A 21,232-nucleotide genomic window follows, 5' to 3' on the forward strand; every position below is an offset into this window, starting at 1 on the left:
CCTGATGCTCGATCCTGCCTACACCAATCAGGCGCGTCCGTCCCGCCGGCCCCGCAAGGGCGAACGCGGCTTCACGCTCACCGAGTTGATGGTCGTGATCTTCATCATCGGCCTGCTGGCGACGGTGGTGATGATCAACGTGCTGCCCAGCCAGGACAAGGCGATGGTGACCAAGGCGAAGGCCGATATTGCGACGCTCGAAAGCGCGCTCGAGCAATATCGCCTCGACAATCTGACCTATCCGGCGTCGACAGATGGTCTCAACGCGCTGGTCACCGCGCCGCCCGCACTCGCGCAGCCCGAGCGCTATCGACGCGGCGGCTATATCAAGAAGCTGCCCGCCGACCCTTGGGGCCGTCCCTATAATTACCAAGCGCCCGGTGCGAACGGAAAGGCGTTCGAGATCTGGTCGATGGGCGCCGACGGCGCACCCGGCGGGACCGGCGATAATGCGGACATCCGGGCGGACAGCTGAGGCGCCTTCGCCTCCGGTCAACGGATTCACGCTCGTCGAATTGATGGTCGTGCTTGCGATCATGGCGCTCGCGGCGACGGTCGTCGTGCTGACCATTCCCGGCGAAGAGCGCAATGTGCGGACCGAAGCCGATCGGCTTGCCGCGCGCCTCGCCGCTGCGCGCGACGTCGCGGTGATCGAGGGGCGTAGCGTCGCGGTCAATTTCGCGCCGTCGGGCTATGGCTTTGAGCGCCGCATAGACGGCGCTTGGCAGCCGGTGCCGGGCCGCGCCTTCGAGCAGCGGGGCTGGCCCAACGACGTCCACTTTGCGGCGGGCGACGGACAGGCGACGTCGCGCATCCTCTTCGACCGCGTTGGCACCAGCCCGACCCCGCAGGCGGTCGTCCTGTCGGGCGGGGACGCGCGCGAGATCGTCCGGGTCTCGGCGACCGGGGAGGTCAGCCGTGGGCAATAGCCAGCGCGGTTTCACCCTCCTGGAAATGCTCGTCGCGCTCAGCATTATCAGCATCGCGGCGCTGACGCTGGTCCGGCTCGACGCCTATGCCGTCCGCACCGCCGGCGACCTCGACGAAAGCACGATGGCGGGCATCGTCGCGCAGAACCGCGCGGTCGAACTCTGGACCGATCCCGCACCGCCGACGATCGGCAACAGCGCCAGCAGCATCTCCAACGCGGGGCGCACCTGGCGCATCGAACAGCGCGTCGCGCGCACCGCCGACGACAGCCTGCTGCGCATCGACCTGACCGTGCGTCCCGAAAGCGGCAACGGGCAGGCGGTGCTGACGATCATCAGGCCGTCGCGATGAGGGACGAACGCGGCTTTACCCTGGTCGAGATGCTTGTCGCCCTGTCGATTTTCGCGGTGATCGCGGCGATGGGCGTCGGGCTGCTGCGCAGCAGCGTTGACACGCAGGATGCGGTGCAAGCGCGGCTCAAGGGGATGAGCGGGATCAACCGGCTGCGCGCGGTGATGGCGAACGACCTCGCGCAGGCGGTGCAGCGGCCGACGCGCGGCCCCGCGGGCGAGGCCGTGCCGGCGTTCATCGGCTCCTCGACCGGCTTCGCCTTCGTCCATGCCGGGGCGGGGGCCGACGACGGCAGTCCGCGGCCGAGCGTCGAGCGCGTCGGTTATGCGCTGGTCGGCGGTGAATGGCGGCTTGTAACGCAGCCGATGCTCGACGGCAAGGCGCTGTCCGACGGCGACCGGCTGATCGGCGAAGTGGCGGGGGTCGCGGTGCGCTATCGCGACGCGCAGGGCGGTTGGAGCGACAGCTGGACCAGCGAACCCGGCGATCGCCTTCCGCGCGCGGTCGAGGTGCGATTGACGCGGCGCGGCCGCGAGCCGCTGACCATGCTCTTTCTGACCGCGCCGACCTTGCCTCCGCCTCCCGTCGTTCCGGTGCCCGCGCCATGAAGCGGGGCAGGGATCAACGCGGTGCGGCGCTGCTCAGCGTGCTGCTGCTCGTGGCGGTGATGGCGGTGATCGCCGCGACCGCGCTCGACCGGCTGACGCTGGCGACGCGGATCGCGGGCAGCGCGGCGACGGTGGATCAGGGCCGCGCTTACACCTTCGCCGCCGAACAGATCGCGCTCCGCCGTGTCGCCGATCTCGTCGGGCGCGACCCGGCCAAGCTGACGCTTGCGGGCGATTGGCTCGGCCGCGATTTCACCCTGCCGCTGCCCGGCGGCGAAGGGCGCGCGCGGCTGAGCGATGCCAACAATTGCTTCAACCTCAACAGCCTTGCGGCCGAGACGCTGCCGGGCAAGCTCAGCCAGCGGTCGGGCGCGGTGGCGCAATTTGCGGAACTGATGAAGCTGATCGGCATAGACCAAAGCGAGGCACAGGGAATCGCGGGCGCCGCCGCCGACTGGATCGACAGCGACAGCAACGAGGGGCCGCTGGGCGCCGAGGATAATGTCTATCGCGGATTGCAGGCCGCCTATCTGCCCGCCAACCGCAAGATGGCCGATGTCAGCGAGCTGCGGGCGGTGCGTGGCGTGACGCCGAAGACCTATGCGCGGCTGAAGCCCTGGATTTGCGTTCTGCCGGTCGCCGAACCCGTAAAGCTCAACGTCAACACGCTTGCGCCCGAACAGGCGCCGCTCATCGCGATGCTGATCCCCGGTCAAATCCGCATCGCCGATGCACGGGCGGCGCTGGCGGCGCGGCCCGCAGGCGGCTATGGCAGCAGCGTGCGATTCTGGGAGGCGCGGTCGCTCGAACGGCTCGATCCGCCGAGCGACGTTGCCGAACAGGCCGGGGTGAACAGTCGCTGGCTGGCGCTGACGACGAATGTGACGATGGGGGACGGTTTCTTGAAGGCAGTGTCGCTCATCGACGCCAATGGCGGTGCGGCCAGCGCCGGACGGGCGCCGCCCGCGATCGTGCGCCGCGACTGGGGCGAAAGCGACTGACGTGACGCGCACCCTGGTTCTGTGGCTGCCCCCCGTGGCGGCGCTCGCGGGCGAGGATGCCGTGCGCCCCGCCTGGCTGCGCGTCGATGACGGCGTGATCGTCGATTCGGGGCAGGACGACGGCTGGGTCGATGCGTGGGAGAAACCGCAGGACGGGAGGGGCGACGACCGGCTGATCGCGCTCGCGCCCGCCGCCGACGTGCCGCTGCGCTGGCATCATTATCCCGACGCGCCGCCCGCGCAGGCCGCCGCCGCGGCGCGGCTCGACGCGCTGAAGGATAGCTTGGGCGACGCCGCGGCGTTGCACGTGGTTGCGGGCCAGCCCGCCGAAGCGGGGCAGGCGGTTCCCGTGGCGGTTACGACGCATGCCGCGATGACGGCGTGGACCGACTGGCTGACGGCGCGCGGCCTTGACGCGCCGACGATCATTCCCTCGGCGGCGACGGTGCCGCCGCCCGAGCCCGACTCGCTGTGGCTCGCCGAAGTCGCCGGCGAGGCGATCATCCGCACGCCAGACCGCGCCTTTCAGTCCGACCCCGACCTCGATCCGTGGATCGCGGGCGAGCGCGTGATCGCGCCGCTCGACGCGGACCGGATGCGCGAGGCGTTGCTGCTCTCGCTTGCCGCGCCCCCGCTCGACCTGCGCAGCGGCGCGTGGAAGCCGAAGCGGCGCTGGTCGGTCGATGCGGAGCGTCTGACGCTCGCGAAGCGGCTGCTGATCGCGCTCGTCATCGTCAGCGTCGCGATCCCGATTGTCCATGCCATTCGGCTGATGTCCGATACCAGTCGCGCCGACGAAGTCGTTGTCGTAACAGCGAAAAAGGCTGGCATCGAGGCGGCGGACGCGGCGGCGGCGGAAGCCGAGATCGACCGCCGCCTGGCCGCAGCGGGCGGCGGACCGCTCGCCTTCTCGATACCCGCCTCGGCGCTCTATGACGCGATGCGCGACGTGCCCGGCGTGTCGTTGAAAGCGCTGTCGCACCGCACCGACGGCACGTTGACGACGACGCTTGCCGCGCCGCGGGTCGAGGATGTGAATATGGTGCTGCTCGCGCTGCAGGCGCGCGGGTATAAGGTCACGGCGCAGCCGATGGCAGGGACCGACGGCCAGCAGATGGCAAACATCACGATCCGGGCGGTGCCATGACCGAGCGACTGCAAAATTGGTGGAGCGGCCTGTCGACGCGCGAACGCTGGCTCGTCGGCGTCGCAGGCATGCTTGCGCTCGGCGTCGTCATCTGGGGTCTGGGCCGTCCCGCCTACGCCGCCTTCGTCGACCTCGAAACCCGTCATGCGGCGGCGATCGAGCGCGAGGGCCGTGTCGCGGCGAAGGTCGCGCTACTGGGTCAGCGCCCCGCCAAACCGGTTGCCGCTGCGGTCGACGCGGTCGCGCTCGACCAATATCTTGCGCAGTCGGCGGGCGAGATCGGGCTGACGCTCGACCGCAACGAGGCGCGCGGGCAGGGGCAGGCGACGATCGCGATCGCGACGGCGAAAGCGCCCGTCCTCACCGACTGGATCGCCAGCCTGGAGGCGCAGGGCTTCGTCGTCGACCAGCTGACCATCACGCCCGCGGCCGACGGCACAGTCGGGATGACCGCCGAGCTTCGAAAGGGCGACCAATGAGGTCGCGCCGGCGCTGGATTATCGCCGCGGCGCTCCTCGCGCTGTTGCTGCTGGTCACGACCTTTCCGATGCGGCTCGCGCTCGCATGGTCCGGCGCAAGCGAGGCCGGGATCGCGGCGCGCGAGGTGCGCGGCTCGGTCTGGTCGGGCGCCCTGATCGACGCGCGCCTGGGCGCGCTGCCGCTGGGCAGCGTGCGCGCCAGCCTTTCGCCGCTCGCGCTGCTCGGCGGGGATACCGAACTCAGCTTTTCGCGCGCCGATGATCGCTTGGGCGCGCTCGCGGGGCGGCTGCACGGCAGCGATCCGCGCGGCATGTCCGACGTCAATGGCGTGACCTCGCTCTCCGGCGGGCTCGGGCTGCTACCGGTCGACACGATCCGCTTCGAGGGCGCGTCCGTTCGCTTCGGCGCAGACGGCAAATGCGTCGAAGCCGCGGGACGGCTGCAGCTGATGGTCGGCGCGCCGATCGCGGGCCTCGACCTGTCGCACGGGCTGTCGGGCCCGCTCAGCTGCGCAAATGGCCGCGCGCAGGCGGCGCTCGCCAGTCAGTCGGGGATGGAACGGCTGACGCTGTCATTCGACGGCAGCGGCGCCTATCGTGCGCAATTCGCGATCAACGTCGACCGCGACCCGGCGATGGCGGCGGCGCTCGCGGTGCTCGGCTTCAAGCCGGAATCGGACGGCTACGTGCTGGCGACCACGGGCCGCTTCTGACATGCCGATCCTCGGCGCCTTGCCCTTTGGCGCGGGCGTCGCTTTTGCCGGGCTCGTCGGGCTGGTTCTCGGCAGCTTCATCGCAACGTTGGTGCTGCGCTGGCCGGCGGGACGTTCAGTCCTCGGCCGCTCGCAGTGCGACGGGTGCGGGCGGGGGCTGGGCGTATCCGATCTGGTGCCGCTGCTGTCGGCGCTCGCCTCGCGCGGACGCTGCCGCCAGTGCCATCGCCCGATCGATCCCTTCCACTGGCGCGTCGAACTCGGCTCGGCGCTGATCGGCGTCGCGGCGCTCGCGTGGATGCCCGGCACGGCGGGGTGGCTCTGGGCGTTGTTCGGCTGGATGCTGCTGCCGCTCGCGCTGCTCGACGCGCGGCATTTCTGGCTGCCCGATGGGCTCAACGCCTTGCTTGGCGCGACCGGGCTGCTGATCGCGGGGCCGATGCTCGGCACGCTGCTCATTGACCGCTGGGTCGGTGCCGTGGTCTGCGGTCTGACGCTCGCCGCCATCGCGTGGGTTTACCGAAGGGTGCGGCTCAGGGACGGCATGGGCGGCGGCGATCCGAAACTCGTCGCCGCGATCGGGGCCTGGCTCGGCTGGCAGGCGCTGCCGCTGATGCTGCTGCTCGCCAGCCTCGGCGGGATTGTCTGGGCGCTATTCGGACAGCGAAAAGGGGACCAGCCGCTGGCCCAGCGGCCGGTCCCCTTCGGATTGTTCGCGTGCGCCGCGGCGTGGGCCGCGGTGCCTTTGTGGCCGCTTATCAGCTCCCGATAACGACGGTCACCGCGCGGCGGTTTTGCGCCCAGGCTTCCTCGGTCGAGCCGAGCGCAGCAGGGCGCTCTTTGCCATAGCTGATCACCTGGATGCGGTTCGGATCGACGCCGAGCGAGGCGAGGTAATTCTTGGCAGCATTGGCGCGGCGCTCGCCGAGCGCGATATTGTAGTCGCGGGTGCCGCGTTCGTCGGCATGGCCCTCCAGCGTGACGCGGACAGCGGGATAGCGCGCCAGCCACTGCGCCTGGGTCTGCAGCGTCGCCTGGTCTTGTGCATCGACATTATACTGGTCGAGATCGAAGAAAATGCGGTCGCCCATGGCGCCAACGCTGGCCAGGAAATCTTCCTGCGATCCGGGAACGACCCCGTTTCCGGTTCCGGTCCCCGTGTCGGTGCCGCTGCCATCGGGCGCAGGGGGAAGCGTATCGGGTGCTTTTTTCGCACAAGCCCCAACAGTCAACATGGTGATCGCCGCGATCATCGCGGTGGTTTTGCGTATCGTCATGGCTTCTGTCCTCTTGTTGTTTCGTCTTCAGTCGTGCGGGTCGGGGATTAACTTAAGTTGAACCCGGCCGATTTCCTTTGGTTCCGATGCCTTCGACCGATCGCTCAGGGCAGGATTGGACCCCAGCTCGGGTCCGAACCGTCTTGCGGCGTCGGCAGGCGGCGCAGGTTCACGCCGGTCAGGTCGACCTGCCACAACTGCGACTTGCCTTCGCGGCCAGGCGAGGTGCGGAAGAACTGGATGACGCGGCCGTTCGGCGACCAGGTCGGCGCCTCGTCCTGCCAGCTGTTGGTCAGCATCCGCACGCCGCCGCCCGAAGGCGTCATGACGCCGACGCGGAATTCGCCGCCGCCCATGCGAGTGAAGGCGATCAGGTCGCCGCGCGGCGACCATTCGGGGGTGGCATAGCGCCCGCCGCCGAAGCTGATCCGCTGCTGGTTCGATCCGTCGATGTTCATCGTATAGATTTGCTGGCTGCCCGACCGATCGCTTTCAAAGACGATCTTCTTGCCGTCGGGCGAGAAGCTGCCGCCCACGTCGATCCCCGGCGTGCTCGTCAGGCGCACCGGCGTGCCGCCGTCGGCCGAGATTCGATAGATGTCGGTGTTGCCGCCGACCGCCATCGAATAGAGGATCTGGCGCCCGTCGGGCGACCAGCGCGGCGCGAAGGTCGCGTTGCCGCTTTCGGTGACCAGCTTCTGGCTGCCGCTCGCGATGTCGTAAATGAACACGCGGACGCGGTTGTTCAGATAGGAGACGTAGACGATCTTCTTGTAATCGGGCGAGAAGCGCGGGCTGATCGCGAGCGCCTGACCGTTGGTGATGAAGCGGTGGTTGCCGCCGTCCGAATCCATGATCGCGAGCCGCTTGATGCGGTTCCCCTTGGGCCCGCTCTCGGCGATATAGGCGACGCGGCTGTCGAAGAAGGGCGATTCCCCCGACAGGCGCGAATAGATGGCGTCGGCGCATTTATGCGCGGCGCGGCGCCAGTCGCCGGGCTGGATTTCGAAACCCTGGCGGACGAGCTCGGTGCCAAGCGCCGTGTCGTAGAGATAACATCCAACGACAAGCCCGCCGGTGCTGTTCGTCTGCACGAAACCGTGGACGACATTGTCGGCGTTTCTGGCCTGCCAATCGGCGAAATTGGGCGCGCGGACTTCGGCCATGCTGATCGCACGGACGCTGCCGGGGCCGAGCGGCGCATACAGCCCGCTGCGCTCAAGGTCGGCAGCGATGACCTCGGCGATTTGACGGCCGAGACTGTCCGTGCGCAGGCCCGCGACAGTTGTGACCGCGGGGGTGGCGAGGGCGGGGACGGCGATGATGGTGCGCTCGGTCGAGACCTCGGCCACCACCTCCGCCGTACGCGGGGCCTCGGTCGTCGTCGCGGGCGGCGTCTGGGCTGCTGCGGGGAGCGCCGAAACGGCGCCGAGCGCCGAAGCAAGCAGAGCGAGCCGGAGAGTCAGCGGTGTCATCACATTCCTTTCGCGCGGAAGGTCACGTCCCAGACCTTCCATTGATCATAATATTCGTCGGGCAAGTCGAAGGGCGAGGCTTGGCGGATGGAGCGTTCCGCGCGTTCGATGAACAGTTTCTGCTGCGGCGCATTGCTGTCGGTCTTGCCCGATAGCTCGCCGACCTGGCTGACGCTGGTCACGCGCCCGTCGCGGCTGAGCTGGATGCGGAGCACGACGCGCAGCTGGTCGATATCGACCCCCGACGGCACATTGCGCCGCCAGTAGGGCAGGATCTTGCCGTCGATCGCGACATCGATCGACCGCTTGACCTCGGCCGCCGTCGTCGCGGCCGGCGCGCCCTTGGTTTGGGTCGACTTCGTTGGTCCCTTGCTGAGGCCGTCGACGATCCCGTCGAGCCGTCCGGTCGGGCGCGTCGTTGTCTTCTTCGGCGGCGTGGTCGCCTTCGGCGTGGCCTTGGGCACCGCCTTCTGTGCAGCCGGCGGCGTTTTCTTCGGCGTCACCACCGGCCGCGCCACCTGTTTGGGCGTCGGAGCCGGCGTCGGCCGGACGACCGGTTCGGGCACCGGCGGCGTCGGCACGGGCTCGGACACGGCGATCTCTTCCGAATATTCTTCGCCCAGCCGCGCCGCGGGTGGCGTTTCGGTGATCACCGGCGCGCTCGATTGCGGTGCCGTCTCGGCAACCAGATCGACCTCCATCGGCGGATTGTCGAAGCGCCGGTCGCCGGCCGTCCATTGCACCGACAGCAGACCGATCACCACGATATGCAGCAGCACCGCGATCGCGATGCCGGCATTCTGGTTCCCCCCGGGTGCTGTTGTGGCAGCCATGATCCGGAGCCTATTGGCCGCTGCCTGAACCGTCGGTGACCGCGGCTTCGGCCGCCGCGCCGCTTTCGGCTCCCGTGGTGACGAGCGCGATGCGTGTCAGGCCGGCGCGGTTGAGTTCACCCATCACCGCCATCACGCGGCCATAGTCGAGGCCCTTGTCGGCGCGCAGCATGATCTGGCGAGGCTTGTCCTTGCCCTCATTCTCGCGCGCGATCGCGTCGAGCCGCGCGGGCAGCTCGGCCTCGGGCACGACCTGATCGCCAAGATAGATGGTGTCGTCGGCGTTGATCGACAGCTGCACGGGTTCCTGCTCCTCGGTCTCGACCGGCTTGGCGCGGCTGTCGGGCAGGTCGATCGGCACCGCGGAGGCGAGCAAGGGCGCGGTGATCATGAAGATGATCAGCAGCACCAGCATGACGTCGACGAGCGGGGTGACGTTGATGTCGGCCATCGGCGCCCGCCGTCCGCCGCGCCCGCGCCGCCGTCCGCCGGCGCCGCCGGAAGGGCCCGACATCGCCATCAGGCTTCGACCTCGAGTTCGCGGCTGAAGGTTGCGTGCAGCCCGTCGGCGAAGCGGCCGAGCCGCGATTCGAGGCGGTTCAGCCGCTGCGAGAAGGCGTTGTAGGCGATGACCGCCGGGATCGCCGCGAACAGGCCGATCGCGGTCGCAAACAGCGCCTCGGCGATGCCGGGCGCGACGACGGCAAGACTGCTGTTATTCTCCGCCGCGATCGCGGTGAAGCTGCGCATGATGCCCCAGACAGTACCGAACAGGCCGACGAACGGCGCGACGGCGCCAATGGTGGCGAGCGTGCCGATCTTTTCGGCCAGCCGGTCGACTTCGCCCTCGACCGCGGCGTTCATCGCAATGCCGAGCCGTTCGCGCGTGCCGTCGCGATCGATGACCTTGCCCTTGGTCGAGCGGCGCCATTCACTGATCCCGGCCGCCAGCACCTTCGCGCTGGGGAGTTCCTCGGTGCTGTTCTTGTCATAGAATTTGTCGATATTCTCGGCGCGCCAGAAATCGCGCTCGAACTGGTCCGATGCGCGCATCATCTTCCCGACGCCCCGGCCGTGCGTGAAGATCACTGCCCAGACATAGACCGATGCAAGCAAAAGCCCGATCATCACGCCTTTGACGATCCAGTCGGCCTGCAGGAACAGTGCGACGGGGGAAAGCGTCGCCGCGTCGGCGGCCAGCTTGATATTGTCTAGCAAGGGAAAGTCTCTCCATTCATGATGGCGGTAAAGCGTTCGGCCCAGCCCGCGGGTTGGCGACGCGGCCGGCCTTCGGGCGACAGGAAGGCCGCGGTGACGCGTCCGTTCGTTAACTCGTCCTGACCGCGAAGGATGCGCTGCGCGATGATCACGCTTGCACCGCGCACCGCTTCGACGGTGCTGACGACCAAGATGTCGTCGTCGAGCTTTGCGGGGCTACGATATTTGATGGTCAGATCGGTGACCGCCCACGCGCCTTCGCCGCCCTCCATCGCTGCGCGCTGGTCGATGCCCGCAAGGCGCAGCATGTCGGAGCGCGCGCGCTCCATATAGCGCAGGTAATTGGCGTGATAGACGATGCCCGACAGGTCGGTGTCCTCGAAATAGATGCGCGCGCGATAATGGTGCGCGGCCCCGACGAAGGCGCCGGGGACGAAGGGTGGGGGAACATCGGCCATCTTTAGGACCGATAGCGACGCAACGACTCGTCGCAAACCCCTCATCAACGGTTCGTCGCACTTGAGGGCCGCTTGGTGGAATGAAAGCCGCGGAAATCCGCCTATTTTGCCTGATCGAAAAGTCCGTCCTGCGAACCTGCGGGCGGATTGAGCCCCAGATGCTTCCACGCGCTGGCATTCAGACACCGCCCGCGCGCAGTGCGGGCGATGAGGCCGGCCTGCAGCAGATAGGGCTCGATCACGTCCTCGATCGTGTCGCGCGGCTCGCTGAGACCCGCCGCGAGCGTCTCGACCCCGACGGGGCCGCCGCGATAGATGTCGGCGATCATGGTCAGGTAACGGCGGTCCATCGCGTCGAGCCCGAGCGCGTCGACCTCCAGCCGATTGAGCGCGGCATCGGCGGCCTTCGCATCGACCACCGCATGCCCGGCGACGGTCGCGAAGTCGCGCACCCGGCGGAGCAGACGTCCGGCGATGCGCGGCGTCCCGCGCGAGCGCTTAGCGATTTCCAGCGCGCCGTCGGCCGCGATCGGCAGCGCGAGCAGCCGCGCGGCGCGCGAAATGACCTGTTCGAGCTCGCCATGCGTATAGAAGTTGAGCCGCACCGGAATGCCGAAGCGATCGCGGAGCGGCGTCGTCAGCAACCCCTGCCGCGTCGTCGCGCCCACGAGGGTGAACTTCGGTAGGTCGATGCGGACCGACCGCGCCGACGGCCCCTCGCCGATCATGATATCGAGCGCACGGTCCTCCATCGCGGGATAGAGGATTTCCTCGACCGCAGGCGACAGGCGGTGGATCTCGTCGATGAAGAGGACGTCGCCGTCCTCGAGGTTGGTAAGCAGCGCGGCGAGGTCGCCCGCCTTGGCGATGACCGGTCCGCTGGTCGAGCGGAAGCCGACGCCGAGCTCCTTGGCGACGATCTGCGCCAGCGTCGTCTTGCCGAGCCCCGGGGGGCCATAGAAGAGCACATGGTCAAGCGCATCGGACCGCGCCTTCGCCGCCTCGATGAAAATCCGCAAGTTCTCGCGCGCCGCGGCTTGGCCGACGAATTCGGCGAGCGACTTGGGCCGCAGCGCCGCGTCGGCGTCCTCGGGGGTACGGATCGGGGTCGTGAGGGCGGGCTCGGTCATAAACGCTCTATTGCCTCGCCGAGGATACAAACCCAAGGTTCCTGACGATCCTCATAGACCGAAAATTGGGGTTCGAAATCATGGCCGGGTTCGAAATTGCCGATCGGCACGGCGTAGCTGTCGAGTCCCGGGCGATTGAGGAACCAGAGCGTGGATCCGCAGTTTTCGCAGAAGTAGAAGTCCGCGAGAGTGCCGCTGCCGCCGGGATGCTGGTACAGTTTCGCTTCGCCTTCGGTGCGAACCTGATCGGCCGGGAAGCGCGCCTGTGCGGCAAAGGCGCTTCCACTTCGCGCCTTGCAGTTGCGGCAGTGGCAGACCGAGACGCGGATCGGCTCGCCAGTGCATGCAATGCGGAGCTGGCCGCAGCGGCAGGCGGCGTTGCGGATGCGGGCGGTCACTTGGCCACTTTCTTCAGCGCCGCGCGAACCAAAGCGTCGAGGCTCGCCCCTGCACCCAATTCCTCGTTCGCCGCTGCCACCGCGGCGCTGGCTTCGCCGGGCTTGAAGCCGAGGCCGGTGAGGGCGGTGACGGCGTCGCCGAGCGGGCCGCTGGTGGCGGACAGGGCTGGACTCGAACCCGCGATCCCGCCCAGCGCCCCCGCCTTGTCCTTCAGCTCATGCGCAATCCGCTGCGCCAGCTTCGGCCCGACGCCGTTCGCGCGGGCGATCATCGCGCTGTCGCCGCTGGCGAGCGCGCGTTGCAGGTCGCCGATTTCCAGCGCCGACAGGATCGCGAGCGCGACCTTGGCGCCGACGCCCTGGACGCTGGTAAGCAGGCGGAACCAGTCGCGTTCCTCGGCCTTGGCAAAGCCGAGCAGGCGCAGGAAATCCTCACCGACCAGCATTTCGGTGTGGATGGTGACGGTGCCGCCGACCGGACCGAGCGCGTCCAAGGTGCGTGCCGAGGCCTCGACCAGATAGCCGACGCCGCCGACGTCGATCACCGCATGGCCTGCGCCGCTGCTGTCGAGCCGTCCGGTGAGTTTTGCGATCATTTCACCGTGCTAGCGCGGCAGGAATGAAAAGGGAACAGATTTGGTTCACGCGAAGACGCGAAGACGCGAAGATGCCGCGTTTGCCGCGAAGCGGCTTGTTTCCCCTTACGTTGGCGACGACGCGGTGGAGCGCGAGAACCGGGCCTGACGGCCCAAGCGGGCCTCTTCGCGTCTTCGCGCCTTCGCGTGAAATCATCAAAAGCGCGGGCGGTGGTTCGCGTGACAAATCGCGACCGCCAGCGCGTCAGCCGCATCGGCGCCCGCGACCTTCGCTCCCGGCAGCAGGACGCGCAGCATCGCCTGTACCTGCTCCTTCGCCGCGCCGCCGGTGCCGACGACGGCTTTCTTGACGAGGCGCGGCGCATATTCGGCGACGTCCAGCCCGCCGCGCGCGCAGCCGAGCAGGACGACGCCGCGGGCGTGCGCCAGCTTGAGCGTCGATTGCGGATTGTCGTTGACGAACACTTCCTCGACCGCCGCGCAGGTGGGAGCATGATCGGCGATCACGGCCGCGAGCACCGTATCGAGATGCGCGAGCCGCTCGGGCAGGGGCGCCTTGGCGTCGGTCTTCACCTGGCCGTTGGCGATGTGGCTGATCCGACTACCCTCGACGCGAATGACGCCCCAGCCGGTGCAGCTGAGCGAGGGATCGAGGCCGAGGATGATCATCACAATCCGTTCGTGCCGAGCGAAGTCGAGACACCCCGGAGGCGTGTACGACCGATGGGCATCCCGACTTCGCGCGATGCGAACGGGTCTTGGGGTCTAGCCAAGCTTTTCCATCACCGCGTCGGGAATTTCGTAATTGCCCCACACGGTCTGAACATCGTCGTCGTCGTCGAGCGTGTCGATCAGCTTGAACAGCGACTGGGCGGTCGCTTCGTCGCCGACTTCGCTCTTGATCGTCGGTTTCCACGCCAGCTTTACGCCTTCGGCTTCGCCGATCTTGACCTCGAGCGCCTTCGCGACTTCGTGCAAGCTGTCGACGCTGGTCCAGATTTCATGGCCGTCTTCGGACGATTCGACATCGTCCGCGCCCGCGTCGAGTGCCGCTTCGAACACCGTGTCGGCGTCGCCGGCTTTCGCAGGATAGGTGATCAGGCCGAGCCGGTCGAACCCGTGGCTGACGCTGCCCGAGGTGCCGAGGTTGCCGCCGTTTTTCGAGAAGGCGGTGCGGACGTTGGTCGCGGTGCGGTTGCGGTTGTCGGTGAGCGCCTCGACGATCAGCGAGACGCCGCCGGGGCCATAGCCCTCGTAGCGGATTTCCTCGTAATTCTCGCCTTCGCCGCCTGCGGCCTTGTCGATCGCGCGCTGGATATTGTCCTTGGGCATCGACTGCGCCTTGGCGGCGTTGACCGCGGCGCGCAGGCGCGCGTTGGCATCGGGGTCGGGCAGGCCCATCTTCGCCGCGACCGTGACTTCGCGCGCGAGTTTGGAGAAAAGCGCGCTGCGCTTTTTGTCCTGCGCACCCTTGCGGTGCATGATGTTCTTGAATTTACTATGGCCGGCCACAGCCACCCTCCATCGGTAATTTTGAAAGCTGGCGCCGCCCCTAGCGTGGCGCGCGGTTTCAGACAACCACGGCGGTGCCGGAGGCGCTCACCATCAGCATCGACCCGTTCTGGCCCAGCACTTCATAGTCCAGGTCGACACCGACCACGGCGTTGCCGCCGAGGCGTGCGGCCTCGGCTTCCATCTCGGCGATCGCTTCCTTGCGCGCGCGGGCGAGGACGTCCTCATATTTGCCCGACCTACCGCCGACGATGTCGGTGATGCTCGCGAACAGGTCGCGGAAGAGGTTGGCGCCGACGATCACCTCGCCGGTGACGATGCCCAGATATTCGCGGACCGGACGGCCTTCGATCATGTTGGTGGTGGTGCTGAACATCGTCATTCTCCCGGCTTGGATAAAAGGCGTCAGGCGATGCCGAGCGCCGATTTGTAAACGTCCAGGATCGCTTCCATCTCCTTGCGGTCGTGGACGGGCATTTTGCGCAGGCGCACGATCTGGCGCATGATCTTGGGATCATAGCCCTGCGACTTCGATTCCAGATAGACGTCGCGAATGTCGTCGGCGATGCCCTTCTTTTCTTCTTCCAGCCGCTCGATGCGCTCGATGAAAAGGCGCAGTTGTTCGTCGGACACGGTGGCTTCGCTCATTTTGGACTCCGCTGAAGGTTGGATTTGGGTGGCGAGAATCGCCTCGCGGCTCACCTAGCGAGGTCAGGGATTCTTGGCCATGCTTTCTTCCATCCGTTGCAGCTGCTCTACCGTGGCAGGCGTATGGAAGCGCGCTTTCCAGTCGGCGGTTGGCATGCCGTGGATGATTGCGCGCCCGGCTTCCTTGTCCATGCCGCCCGCCTCGGCGATCCAGTCACCGAGGCAGTTGCGGCAGAAGCCCGCGAGGCCCATCAGGTCGATGTTCTGGGCGTCGCTGCGATGCTGGAGCAGGCGGACGAGGCGGCGAAACGCCGCGGCGGCGGCGGCGTCGTCGAGGGTGTCGAGCGCATCGTTCGGGGCGGTCGTGTCGTCGCTGCAGGACATGGCGGCTTTCCTTCTGGTCGGCGGATGAATAGCTATACGCGACTTGCCTTGGCCGGGGCAACGCGCCTAGGCAAGCGGTCTCAATTCCCCCCACGTCATCGGAGCATTTGTGGTCCAGAGTTTCACCCCCCGCCAGCGCAAGGTGCGCATCCTGGCGACCCTTGGCCCCGCCAGCGCGAATCCCGACATGATCGCGGCGCTGCATCGCGCCGGGGCCGATGCCTTCCGGGTGAACATGAGCCACGGCGATCATGCCGGTCACGCCAAGGTGATCGCGGCGATCCGGGCGCTGGAAAAGGACACCGGGCGCCCGACGACCATCCTCGTCGACCTGCAGGGGCCGAAGCTGCGCGTCGGCACCTTCAAGGATGGCCCGGCCGAACTCGTGAAGGGCAAGCCTTTCGTTCTCGACGCCGACAAGGCGCCAGGCGATGCGACGCGGGTCTATCTGCCGCATCCCGAGCTCTTCGCGGCGCTCGAACCCGACACGCGGCTGCTGATCGACGACGGCAAGCTGGTGCTGCGCGTGAAGAGCGTTTCGAAGGACCGGATCGAGACGGTGGTCGAGGTCGGCGGCAAGATCTCCGATCGCAAGGGCGTCAACGTCCCCGACGTCGTCGTGCCGCTCGCGGCGCTGACCGAAAAGGATCGCAAGGACCTGACCTTCGCGCTCGAACAGCATGTCGACTGGATCGCGCTGTCGTTCGTCCAGCGCCCCGAGGACGTGGCCGAGGCGCGGCGGCTGATCGGTGGCAAGGCGGCGCTGCTGGTGAAGTTCGAAAAGCCCTCGGGCGTGCAGCGGCTCGAGGAAATCCTTGAGATCGCCGACGCCGCGATGGTGGCGCGTGGCGACCTGGGCGTTGAACTGCCGCCCGAGGCGGTGCCGCCGCTGCAGAAGCGCATCGTCGCGACCGCGCGGCGCATGGGCAAGCCCGTCGTCGTGGCGACGCAGATGCTCGAATCGATGATCGTCTCGCCGTCGCCGACGCGTGCGGAAGTTAGCGATGTTGCCACGGCGGTGTACGACGGCGCGGATGCGATCATGCTGTCGGCCGAGACTGCGGCGGGCGCCTGGCCGGTGGAAGCTGTCACGATGATGGATTCGATCGCGCGGTCGGTCGAGAGCGACCCCGATTATTTCCGCCGCCTGCACTTTACCGAGACGACGCCCGACGCGACGACCGCCGACGCGCTCGCCGAAGCGGCGGGCGACATCACACGGACGATCGGCGCCGACGCGATCATCTGTTTCACCTTCTCGGGCTCGACCGCGCGCCGCGTCGCGCGCGAGCGGGCCGGGGCGCCGCTCCTCGTGCTGACGCCGAAGCGCGAGGCGGCGCGGCGCATGGGCTTGTTGTGGGGCGCACATGCCGTTCCGACCAAGGACATCGGCAGCTTTGAGGAGATGATCGCCAAGGGCAAGCGCATGGCGCTGCGCCACGGCATCGGCAAGGCGGGATCGAAGCTGGTCATGATGGCGGGCGTCCCGTTCGGCACGCCGGGGTCCACAAATGTGCTGCACGTCGCGACGCTGACCGGCGACGAACTGCGTGGATACGCCTGATCCGATTCAAATCGGCACAAAAGTTACCAGGCGATTCAGAATTTTTTGCGCCTGATTCAAATCGGCACGGACAAAAATGGTAAATGGTCTTTGCACCATTGACGGCGCGCGGCATAACCGCTGCATGTAGCGCAACGGACCCGCGTCGGGGGGCTCCGCATTGCTAGTCCGAAAGGTCCGTCTCGCGTGTCCGCACCCTTCCGTTTCCCGCGCTTTTTCGTCACCAGCCCGGCGCCATGCCCGTATATCGAAGGCAAGACCGAACGGAAGGTGTTCACCGAACTCAGCGGCAACAACGCGACCGAATTGAACGACGCGCTGGGCCGAATCGGTTTCCGCCGCAGCCAGTCGGTCGCCTATCGCCCGAGCTGCGCCGACTGTTCGGCCTGCGTTTCGGTGCGCGTCTGCGCCAGCGAGTTCACGCCCAGCAATTCGCAGAAGCGGACGATCCGCCGCAACCGCGATCTTGTCGCCGTCGCGTGCAAGCCGTGGGCGACCGAAGAGCAATATGCGCTGCTGCGCGCCTATCTGGGATCGCGCCACCCCAATGGCGGCATGGCCGACATGGACGAGCAGGATTTTGCCGACATGGTCGAGCAGACCCCGGTCGACAGCTATATGATCGAATATCGCGAGCCGACGACCGACGGCAGCAAGGGCCGCCTTGTCGGTTGCTGCCTGACCGACCGGCAGGGCGACGGGCTGTCGATGATCTACAGCTTTTTCGATGCGGGCCACGCGCTGCGCGAAGGGCTCGGCACCTATATCATCGCCGACCATGTGCTGCGCGCCGCGAACGCCGGGTTGCCATATGTCTATCTCGGCTACTGGATCGAGGGGTCGGCGCGCATGGCGTACAAGGCGCGCTTCCGTCCGCTCGAAAAGCTCGGCCCCGATGGCTGGTCGCGTTTCGAGCCGGCGACGTCGGACCGCATCGCGGCGATGTTTGAACTCGCCTGAAACCGCCCTATTGCGAACGTATCGCAGCAGGGGGAATCTGGTGTCTCGCCGGTTGACCTTTTCCCGCTTTCAAGGGCATAGCTCGTCCTCCAGGACATAAGTCCGGGTCGCATCCAGTTTGATGATCGTCCAGGGGTGGGCGATTGGGGGGATCAGGATGCCCGTGCGCGCGTGCTTCAGCAACAGGACTGACCAAGGCCGCTCCTGCGGGAGCGCGGGCGCATGAGCGAGACGGTCAAGGTTGCGATCATCGGGTCGGGACCGGCGGGGCTGAGCGCGGCGTCGCGCGCGGGGCAGCTGGGCATGAGCCACGTCCTGCTCGAAAAGACCGATCACCTTTCCGACACCATCTATAAATATCAGAAGGGCAAGCGCGTCCTCGCGACGCCCGACCGGCTCGATCTTCGCTCCGACTGCCGCTTTGCCGAGGGCGCGCGCGAATATATCCTCGCCAACTGGGACGAGGATGCCGCCAAAAACAAGGTCAATGTCGTCAAGGAAGCCGAAGTCACCGAGGTGACCGGCCAGCAGGGCGCGTTCGAGATCAAGACCACGAAGGGCGCGTTCAAGGCCGAGAATATCGTGCTGGCGATCGGCACGCAGGGCAATCCCAACCGCATGCGCTGCCCCGGCAACGACCTGCCGCACATCATCTACACCGTCGACGATCCCGAGGATTTCAAGGACAAGCATATCACCGTCGTGGGGTCGGGTGACGCGGGGATCGAAAATGCGCTCGGCGTCGCCGAGGAAGCGCTCGAAAATACCGTGACCATCCTCAACCGATCGAAGGATTTCGCGCGCGCCAAGGCCAAGAATGTCTCCGACATGATGGAGGCGGGCGAAAACGGCTTCATGTCGATCCGCACCGAGACCCAGCCGAAGCTGGTCGAGCCCGGCTGGCTGACGCTCGAGACCCCGACCGGCGACGAAAAGATCCAGTGCGATGTCATCGTCGCGCGGCTGGGCTCGGTCGCGCCGCGAGGTTTTGTGGAGTCGATGGGGATCGAGTTTACCGGCCCCGATCGCGAAGCCTTTCCGAAGCTGTCACCGACCTTTGAATCGACCGTGCCCGGCATCTTCGTCATCGGCGCGCTCGCGGGCTATCCGCTGATCAAGCATTGCATGAACCAGGGCTATGACGTCGTCGAGTTCATCAACGGCAACAAGACGCTGACCCCCGCCGACGAAAAGGACCTTGCGGCGATCTTTGCCGGCCTGCCGCAGCAGCGGTCGGTGACCGAATGGCTGGATTTCCTGCGCGAGCGCGTCCGCATCTTCGCCGATGTGTCGCCGCTGCAGATGCGCGAGTTCATGCTCGATTCCAAGGTCGCCTTCTATCGCAAGGGCGAGGTGGTGTTCGAAAAGGATGAGCCGGGATCGTCGCTTTTCGCGATCGCCGACGGCAGCGCGGTCGTCGACATCGGCGGCGGCGTGACGGTGCCGATCGAGCAGGGGTCGATCTTTGGCGAGGTCGGCCTGATCTCGGGCCGCAAGCGCGGCGCGACGATCCGCGCCGGCGAGGACAGCATTTTCGTCGAGGTGTCGCGCACCGCGGCGCTCAAACTGATGGCGGCGGTGCCGGGCGCCAAACGCGTGATCAACCGCATCTCGCTCGAACGCCAGCTGCTCCAGATCTTCAAGGGCGGCCTGACCGTCGAGGATCTGCAGCCGATCGTCGAGGACCCGGCGATCGAGCGCGTCCCCGCGGGCAAGGTCGTGCTCGCCGAGGGCGATGAAGGCGACGACGTCTATGTCATCCGCTCGGGCTCGATGGTCGTCGAGAAGGATATCGGCGGCAAGCCGATCTTTCTCCGCTACCTGCCAGCCGGCAGCTTTTTCGGCGAAATGGCGGTGCTGAGCGGCGAGAAGCGCAATGCGACGGTGAAGGCGGCGGTCGCGAGCGAGGTCATCCGGCTGAAGGGTCAGCAGTTCAAGGAGATGCTCGCCAAGCGCCCGCAGGTCCGCATCGCGACCGAGGCCGCCGTCGCCGAGCGCGCGGCGATTAACAATTTCATCGAATCGCGCAAGGCCAGCTATTCGAGTGCGGTCGATCTCTATTCGGACACCGCAGGCTTCATCATGAAGGAAGGCCTCGGCGAGGCGACCGATGCGCTGCTGATCGACGAGAATCTGTGCGTCGGCTGCGACAATTGCGAAAAGGCCTGCGCGGACAGCCATGAGGGCCTGTCGCGCCTCGACCGTGAAGCGGGCAAGACCTTCGCGCACCTGCACGTCCCCACCAGCTGCCGTCACTGCGAACATCCGCACTGCATGGCCGACTGCCCGCCGAATGTGATCCATCGCGGACCGGACGGCGAAGTGTTCATGGAGCCCGGCTGCATCGGCTGCGGCAACTGCATGCGCAACTGCCCCTATGGCGTGATCCGCATGGAGGCCGCGCCGCCCGAGAAGCCCAGCCTGCTGCGCTGGCTGCTCACCGGTTTCGGCCCCGGACCCGGCGAACCCTCGCCCAAATGGACCAAGAAGAAATTGGGTGAGGAGAAGCCCAAGAAGATCGCGGTCAAATGCGACATGTGCAAGGGCATCGCCGGCGGCCCCGCCTGCGTCCGCGCCTGCCCGACCGGCGCCGCGATCCGCGTTTCGCCCGAAGAATTCCTGTCGATCGCGCGCCTGCAGGAGGACGCGGGCTGATGGCGTCCTTGTTTCCCAAAAGGCTGTTGGGCCGTCGCAGCAAGGCGACCCAGACCGAGCGCGTCCGCGAACGGCGGCACGAAGGCTTCCTGCGCTACGCCAATTTCCGCTGGGCCAAGATTTCCGGCGGGCTCTGCCTGCTGATCATCGTCAGCTATGCGCTGGTCGACGTCACCCCGCGGCACAATGGCGGCAGCTGGTACGGCTATACGCTCGGCACGATCGGCGCCGGGCTGATCCTGTGGCTGACCGCGCTCGGCTATCGCAAGCGCAAGATGACGAGCGATTACTGGTCGCTGAAGGCGTGGACCTCGGCGCATGTCTATCTGGGCCTCAGCCTGATCGTCATCGGCACCTGGCACACCGGGTTCCAGCTCGGCTGGAACGTCCACACGCTGGCCTGGGCGCTTATGATGCTCGTGATCCTCTCGGGCCTCTATGGTGTCGTCGTCTATTCGACCCTGCCCGCCGCGCTGTCGAACAACCGCGACGAAATGACGCAGATGCAGATGCTCGAGGCGATCCGCGCCTTCGATCGCCAGCTTCATTCCGCCGCGCAGCCGTTGACGCCCGAGGATACCGCGCCAGTGCTCGCCGCGCTCGACGAAGATCCGTTCGCGGGGGGCATCGGCGCGCGCCTGTCGGGCCGCTACCCGCGCTGCGCGACCGCCGCCGCGCTCCGCACGCTCGGCATGTCGCGCAGCAGCGATGCCGAGGCGCGCGACAAGGTGATCGGGCTGCTGTCGCAAAAGGAAGCCGCACTCGCGCGGCTGCGCCAGCATCTCAAGATCCGGGCGCTGCTCGAAATCTGGCTCTATGTGCATGTGCCGCTGACGTTCGCGCTGATCGCGGCGCTGTCGGCGCACATCATCAGCGTCTTCTTCTACTGGTAGGG

27 protein-coding genes are annotated in these 21,232 nt (G+C 67.1%); 13 read left to right on the forward strand and 14 right to left on the reverse strand.

The window, feature by feature from the left end; genetic code table 11:
* Nucleotides 1–4 precede the first annotated feature (4 nt).
* From gspG to ATE67_RS01640, 9 genes are read left to right on the forward strand one after another with little or no spacing between them, the layout of a single operon-like run.
* Nucleotides 5–475 carry a type II secretion system major pseudopilin GspG gene (gene gspG, locus ATE67_RS01600; RefSeq protein WP_058815218.1) on the forward strand — a complete coding sequence of 157 codons (471 nt, stop codon included), beginning with the start codon at nucleotides 5–7 and terminating at the stop codon, nucleotides 473–475.
* Complete coding sequence (locus tag ATE67_RS01605; protein ID WP_058814941.1) at nucleotides 450–929, forward strand: GspH/FimT family pseudopilin; 480 nt, start codon at nucleotides 450–452, stop codon at nucleotides 927–929. The genes gspG and ATE67_RS01605 overlap by 26 nt, the downstream gene beginning before the upstream one ends.
* Nucleotides 919–1,281 carry a type II secretion system minor pseudopilin GspI gene (gene gspI, locus ATE67_RS01610; RefSeq protein ID WP_231728003.1) on the forward strand — a complete coding sequence of 121 codons (363 nt, stop codon included), beginning with the start codon at nucleotides 919–921 and terminating at the stop codon, nucleotides 1,279–1,281. Before ATE67_RS01605 ends, gspI begins: the two co-directional genes overlap by 11 nt.
* Entirely contained in the window at nucleotides 1,278–1,889 is a 612-nt protein-coding gene (gspJ, locus tag ATE67_RS01615; protein ID WP_058814942.1) for a type II secretion system minor pseudopilin GspJ, read from the forward strand. Before gspI ends, gspJ begins: the two co-directional genes overlap by 4 nt.
* Nucleotides 1,886–2,890, forward strand: a complete 1,005-nt coding sequence (gspK, locus tag ATE67_RS01620) for a type II secretion system minor pseudopilin GspK (RefSeq protein ID WP_058814943.1) — start codon at nucleotides 1,886–1,888, stop codon at nucleotides 2,888–2,890. Before gspJ ends, gspK begins: the two co-directional genes overlap by 4 nt.
* Before the next feature lies 1 nt (nucleotide 2,891).
* Nucleotides 2,892–4,037 (forward strand): type II secretion system protein GspL, encoded by a 1,146-nt coding sequence (gene gspL, locus ATE67_RS01625; RefSeq protein ID WP_058814944.1) that lies wholly within the window; start codon nucleotides 2,892–2,894, stop codon nucleotides 4,035–4,037.
* Complete coding sequence (gspM, locus tag ATE67_RS01630) at nucleotides 4,034–4,516, forward strand: type II secretion system protein GspM (protein ID WP_058814945.1); 483 nt, start codon at nucleotides 4,034–4,036, stop codon at nucleotides 4,514–4,516. The genes gspL and gspM overlap by 4 nt, the downstream gene beginning before the upstream one ends.
* Nucleotides 4,513–5,229, forward strand: coding sequence for a type II secretion system protein N (locus ATE67_RS01635; RefSeq protein ID WP_058814946.1), 717 nt, complete (start codon nucleotides 4,513–4,515; stop codon nucleotides 5,227–5,229). Before gspM ends, ATE67_RS01635 begins: the two co-directional genes overlap by 4 nt.
* Before the next feature lies 1 nt (nucleotide 5,230).
* Entirely contained in the window at nucleotides 5,231–6,001 is a 771-nt protein-coding gene (locus tag ATE67_RS01640; protein WP_058814947.1) for a prepilin peptidase, read from the forward strand.
* Here ATE67_RS01640 and pal read toward each other — a convergent pair.
* The 14 genes from pal to ATE67_RS01710 form a co-directional block, all read right to left on the reverse strand.
* A complete protein-coding gene (gene pal, locus ATE67_RS01645; RefSeq protein WP_197411863.1) occupies nucleotides 5,988–6,506 on the reverse strand; it encodes a peptidoglycan-associated lipoprotein Pal in 519 nt (172 codons plus the stop codon). The genes ATE67_RS01640 and pal overlap by 14 nt on opposite strands.
* Nucleotides 6,507–6,610: 104 nt before the next feature.
* Nucleotides 6,611–7,981 carry a Tol-Pal system beta propeller repeat protein TolB gene (gene tolB, locus ATE67_RS01650; protein WP_156416854.1) on the reverse strand — a complete coding sequence of 457 codons (1,371 nt, stop codon included), beginning with the start codon at nucleotides 7,979–7,981 and terminating at the stop codon, nucleotides 6,611–6,613.
* Nucleotides 7,981–8,814, reverse strand: a complete 834-nt coding sequence (locus tag ATE67_RS01655) for a hypothetical protein (RefSeq protein WP_058814949.1) — start codon at nucleotides 8,812–8,814, stop codon at nucleotides 7,981–7,983. The genes tolB and ATE67_RS01655 overlap by 1 nt, the downstream gene beginning before the upstream one ends.
* 10 nt (nucleotides 8,815–8,824) lie before the next feature.
* Nucleotides 8,825–9,334: a protein TolR gene (gene tolR / locus ATE67_RS01660; protein ID WP_058814950.1), complete on the reverse strand. Its 510-nt coding sequence runs from the start codon at nucleotides 9,332–9,334 to the stop codon at nucleotides 8,825–8,827.
* Nucleotides 9,334–10,032, reverse strand: a complete 699-nt coding sequence (gene tolQ, locus ATE67_RS01665; RefSeq protein ID WP_058814951.1) for a protein TolQ — start codon at nucleotides 10,030–10,032, stop codon at nucleotides 9,334–9,336. Before tolQ ends, tolR begins: the two co-directional genes overlap by 1 nt.
* Complete coding sequence (locus ATE67_RS01670) at nucleotides 10,026–10,490, reverse strand: YbgC/FadM family acyl-CoA thioesterase (protein ID WP_082660137.1); 465 nt, start codon at nucleotides 10,488–10,490, stop codon at nucleotides 10,026–10,028. Before ATE67_RS01670 ends, tolQ begins: the two co-directional genes overlap by 7 nt.
* A 101-nt stretch (nucleotides 10,491–10,591) precedes the next feature.
* A complete protein-coding gene (ruvB, locus tag ATE67_RS01675) occupies nucleotides 10,592–11,620 on the reverse strand; it encodes a Holliday junction branch migration DNA helicase RuvB (RefSeq protein ID WP_058814953.1) in 1,029 nt (342 codons plus the stop codon).
* Complete coding sequence (locus ATE67_RS01680) at nucleotides 11,617–12,018, reverse strand: GFA family protein (RefSeq protein WP_058814954.1); 402 nt, start codon at nucleotides 12,016–12,018, stop codon at nucleotides 11,617–11,619. Before ATE67_RS01680 ends, ruvB begins: the two co-directional genes overlap by 4 nt.
* Nucleotides 12,015–12,614, reverse strand: coding sequence for a Holliday junction branch migration protein RuvA (ruvA, locus tag ATE67_RS01685; protein WP_058814955.1), 600 nt, complete (start codon nucleotides 12,612–12,614; stop codon nucleotides 12,015–12,017). The genes ATE67_RS01680 and ruvA overlap by 4 nt, the downstream gene beginning before the upstream one ends.
* Nucleotides 12,615–12,809: 195 nt before the next feature.
* On the reverse strand, nucleotides 12,810–13,283 hold the full coding sequence (gene ruvC, locus ATE67_RS01690; protein ID WP_058814956.1) for a crossover junction endodeoxyribonuclease RuvC: 474 nt from the start codon (nucleotides 13,281–13,283) through the stop codon (nucleotides 12,810–12,812).
* Nucleotides 13,284–13,379: 96 nt separating this feature from the next.
* Nucleotides 13,380–14,126: a YebC/PmpR family DNA-binding transcriptional regulator gene (locus tag ATE67_RS01695; RefSeq protein WP_058814957.1), complete on the reverse strand. Its 747-nt coding sequence runs from the start codon at nucleotides 14,124–14,126 to the stop codon at nucleotides 13,380–13,382.
* 58 nt (nucleotides 14,127–14,184) lie between these two features.
* The gene (locus ATE67_RS01700) at nucleotides 14,185–14,502 is read right to left on the reverse strand and encodes a heavy metal-binding domain-containing protein (protein ID WP_058814958.1); all 318 of its coding nucleotides are present in this window, start codon (nucleotides 14,500–14,502) and stop codon (nucleotides 14,185–14,187) included.
* 29 nt (nucleotides 14,503–14,531) lie between these two features.
* A complete protein-coding gene (locus ATE67_RS01705; RefSeq protein WP_058814959.1) occupies nucleotides 14,532–14,774 on the reverse strand; it encodes a DUF2312 domain-containing protein in 243 nt (80 codons plus the stop codon).
* A 63-nt stretch (nucleotides 14,775–14,837) separates the two neighbouring features.
* Entirely contained in the window at nucleotides 14,838–15,158 is a 321-nt protein-coding gene (locus ATE67_RS01710) for a DUF1244 domain-containing protein (protein WP_058814960.1), read from the reverse strand.
* 109 nt (nucleotides 15,159–15,267) lie between these two features.
* Between ATE67_RS01710 and pyk the strand changes: the two genes are divergently transcribed.
* The 4 genes from pyk (at nucleotide 15,268) to ATE67_RS01730 (ending at nucleotide 21,230) form a co-directional block, all read left to right on the forward strand.
* The gene (pyk, locus tag ATE67_RS01715) at nucleotides 15,268–16,722 is read left to right on the forward strand and encodes a pyruvate kinase (RefSeq protein WP_058814961.1); all 1,455 of its coding nucleotides are present in this window, start codon (nucleotides 15,268–15,270) and stop codon (nucleotides 16,720–16,722) included.
* A gap of 186 nt (nucleotides 16,723–16,908) precedes the next feature.
* Entirely contained in the window at nucleotides 16,909–17,682 is a 774-nt protein-coding gene (locus ATE67_RS01720) for an arginyltransferase (protein WP_058814962.1), read from the forward strand.
* 222 nt (nucleotides 17,683–17,904) lie between these two features.
* Nucleotides 17,905–20,337 (forward strand): NAD(P)-binding domain-containing protein, encoded by a 2,433-nt coding sequence (locus ATE67_RS01725; RefSeq protein WP_058814963.1) that lies wholly within the window; start codon nucleotides 17,905–17,907, stop codon nucleotides 20,335–20,337.
* Complete coding sequence (locus tag ATE67_RS01730; protein ID WP_231728004.1) at nucleotides 20,337–21,230, forward strand: hypothetical protein; 894 nt, start codon at nucleotides 20,337–20,339, stop codon at nucleotides 21,228–21,230. Before ATE67_RS01725 ends, ATE67_RS01730 begins: the two co-directional genes overlap by 1 nt.
* The last annotated feature ends 2 nt before the right edge of the window (nucleotides 21,231–21,232 follow it).

It is taken from the genome of Sphingopyxis sp. H050 (assembly GCF_001468265.1).
Lineage (GTDB): Bacteria > Pseudomonadota > Alphaproteobacteria > Sphingomonadales > Sphingomonadaceae > Sphingopyxis.

What these genes read in the sequence shown, in the direction of transcription:
- gspG (WP_058815218.1), top strand. Translation starts at nt 5, where the DNA reads ATGCTCGATCCTGCCTACACCAATCAGGCGCGTCCGTCCCGCCGGCCC.
- ATE67_RS01605 (WP_058814941.1), top strand. Translation starts at nt 450, where the DNA reads ATGCGGACATCCGGGCGGACAGCTGAGGCGCCTTCGCCTCCGGTCAAC.
- gspJ (WP_058814942.1), top strand. Translation starts at nt 1,278, where the DNA reads ATGAGGGACGAACGCGGCTTTACCCTGGTCGAGATGCTTGTCGCCCTG.
- gspK (WP_058814943.1), top strand. Translation starts at nt 1,886, where the DNA reads ATGAAGCGGGGCAGGGATCAACGCGGTGCGGCGCTGCTCAGCGTGCTG.
- gspM (WP_058814945.1), top strand. Translation starts at nt 4,034, where the DNA reads ATGACCGAGCGACTGCAAAATTGGTGGAGCGGCCTGTCGACGCGCGAA.
- ATE67_RS01635 (WP_058814946.1), top strand. Translation starts at nt 4,513, where the DNA reads ATGAGGTCGCGCCGGCGCTGGATTATCGCCGCGGCGCTCCTCGCGCTG.
- ATE67_RS01640 (WP_058814947.1), top strand. Translation starts at nt 5,231, where the DNA reads ATGCCGATCCTCGGCGCCTTGCCCTTTGGCGCGGGCGTCGCTTTTGCC.
- pal (WP_197411863.1), bottom strand. Translation starts at nt 6,506, where the DNA reads ATGACGATACGCAAAACCACCGCGATGATCGCGGCGATCACCATGTTG.
- tolB (WP_156416854.1), bottom strand. Translation starts at nt 7,981, where the DNA reads ATGACACCGCTGACTCTCCGGCTCGCTCTGCTTGCTTCGGCGCTCGGC.
- ATE67_RS01655 (WP_058814949.1), bottom strand. Translation starts at nt 8,814, where the DNA reads ATGGCTGCCACAACAGCACCCGGGGGGAACCAGAATGCCGGCATCGCG.
- tolR (WP_058814950.1), bottom strand. Translation starts at nt 9,334, where the DNA reads ATGGCGATGTCGGGCCCTTCCGGCGGCGCCGGCGGACGGCGGCGCGGG.
- ATE67_RS01670 (WP_082660137.1), bottom strand. Translation starts at nt 10,490, where the DNA reads ATGGCCGATGTTCCCCCACCCTTCGTCCCCGGCGCCTTCGTCGGGGCC.
- ruvB (WP_058814953.1), bottom strand. Translation starts at nt 11,620, where the DNA reads ATGACCGAGCCCGCCCTCACGACCCCGATCCGTACCCCCGAGGACGCC.
- ruvA (WP_058814955.1), bottom strand. Translation starts at nt 12,614, where the DNA reads ATGATCGCAAAACTCACCGGACGGCTCGACAGCAGCGGCGCAGGCCAT.
- ruvC (WP_058814956.1), bottom strand. Translation starts at nt 13,283, where the DNA reads ATGATCATCCTCGGCCTCGATCCCTCGCTCAGCTGCACCGGCTGGGGC.
- ATE67_RS01700 (WP_058814958.1), bottom strand. Translation starts at nt 14,502, where the DNA reads ATGTTCAGCACCACCACCAACATGATCGAAGGCCGTCCGGTCCGCGAA.
- ATE67_RS01705 (WP_058814959.1), bottom strand. Translation starts at nt 14,774, where the DNA reads ATGAGCGAAGCCACCGTGTCCGACGAACAACTGCGCCTTTTCATCGAG.
- ATE67_RS01710 (WP_058814960.1), bottom strand. Translation starts at nt 15,158, where the DNA reads ATGTCCTGCAGCGACGACACGACCGCCCCGAACGATGCGCTCGACACC.
- ATE67_RS01725 (WP_058814963.1), top strand. Translation starts at nt 17,905, where the DNA reads ATGAGCGAGACGGTCAAGGTTGCGATCATCGGGTCGGGACCGGCGGGG.
- ATE67_RS01730 (WP_231728004.1), top strand. Translation starts at nt 20,337, where the DNA reads ATGGCGTCCTTGTTTCCCAAAAGGCTGTTGGGCCGTCGCAGCAAGGCG.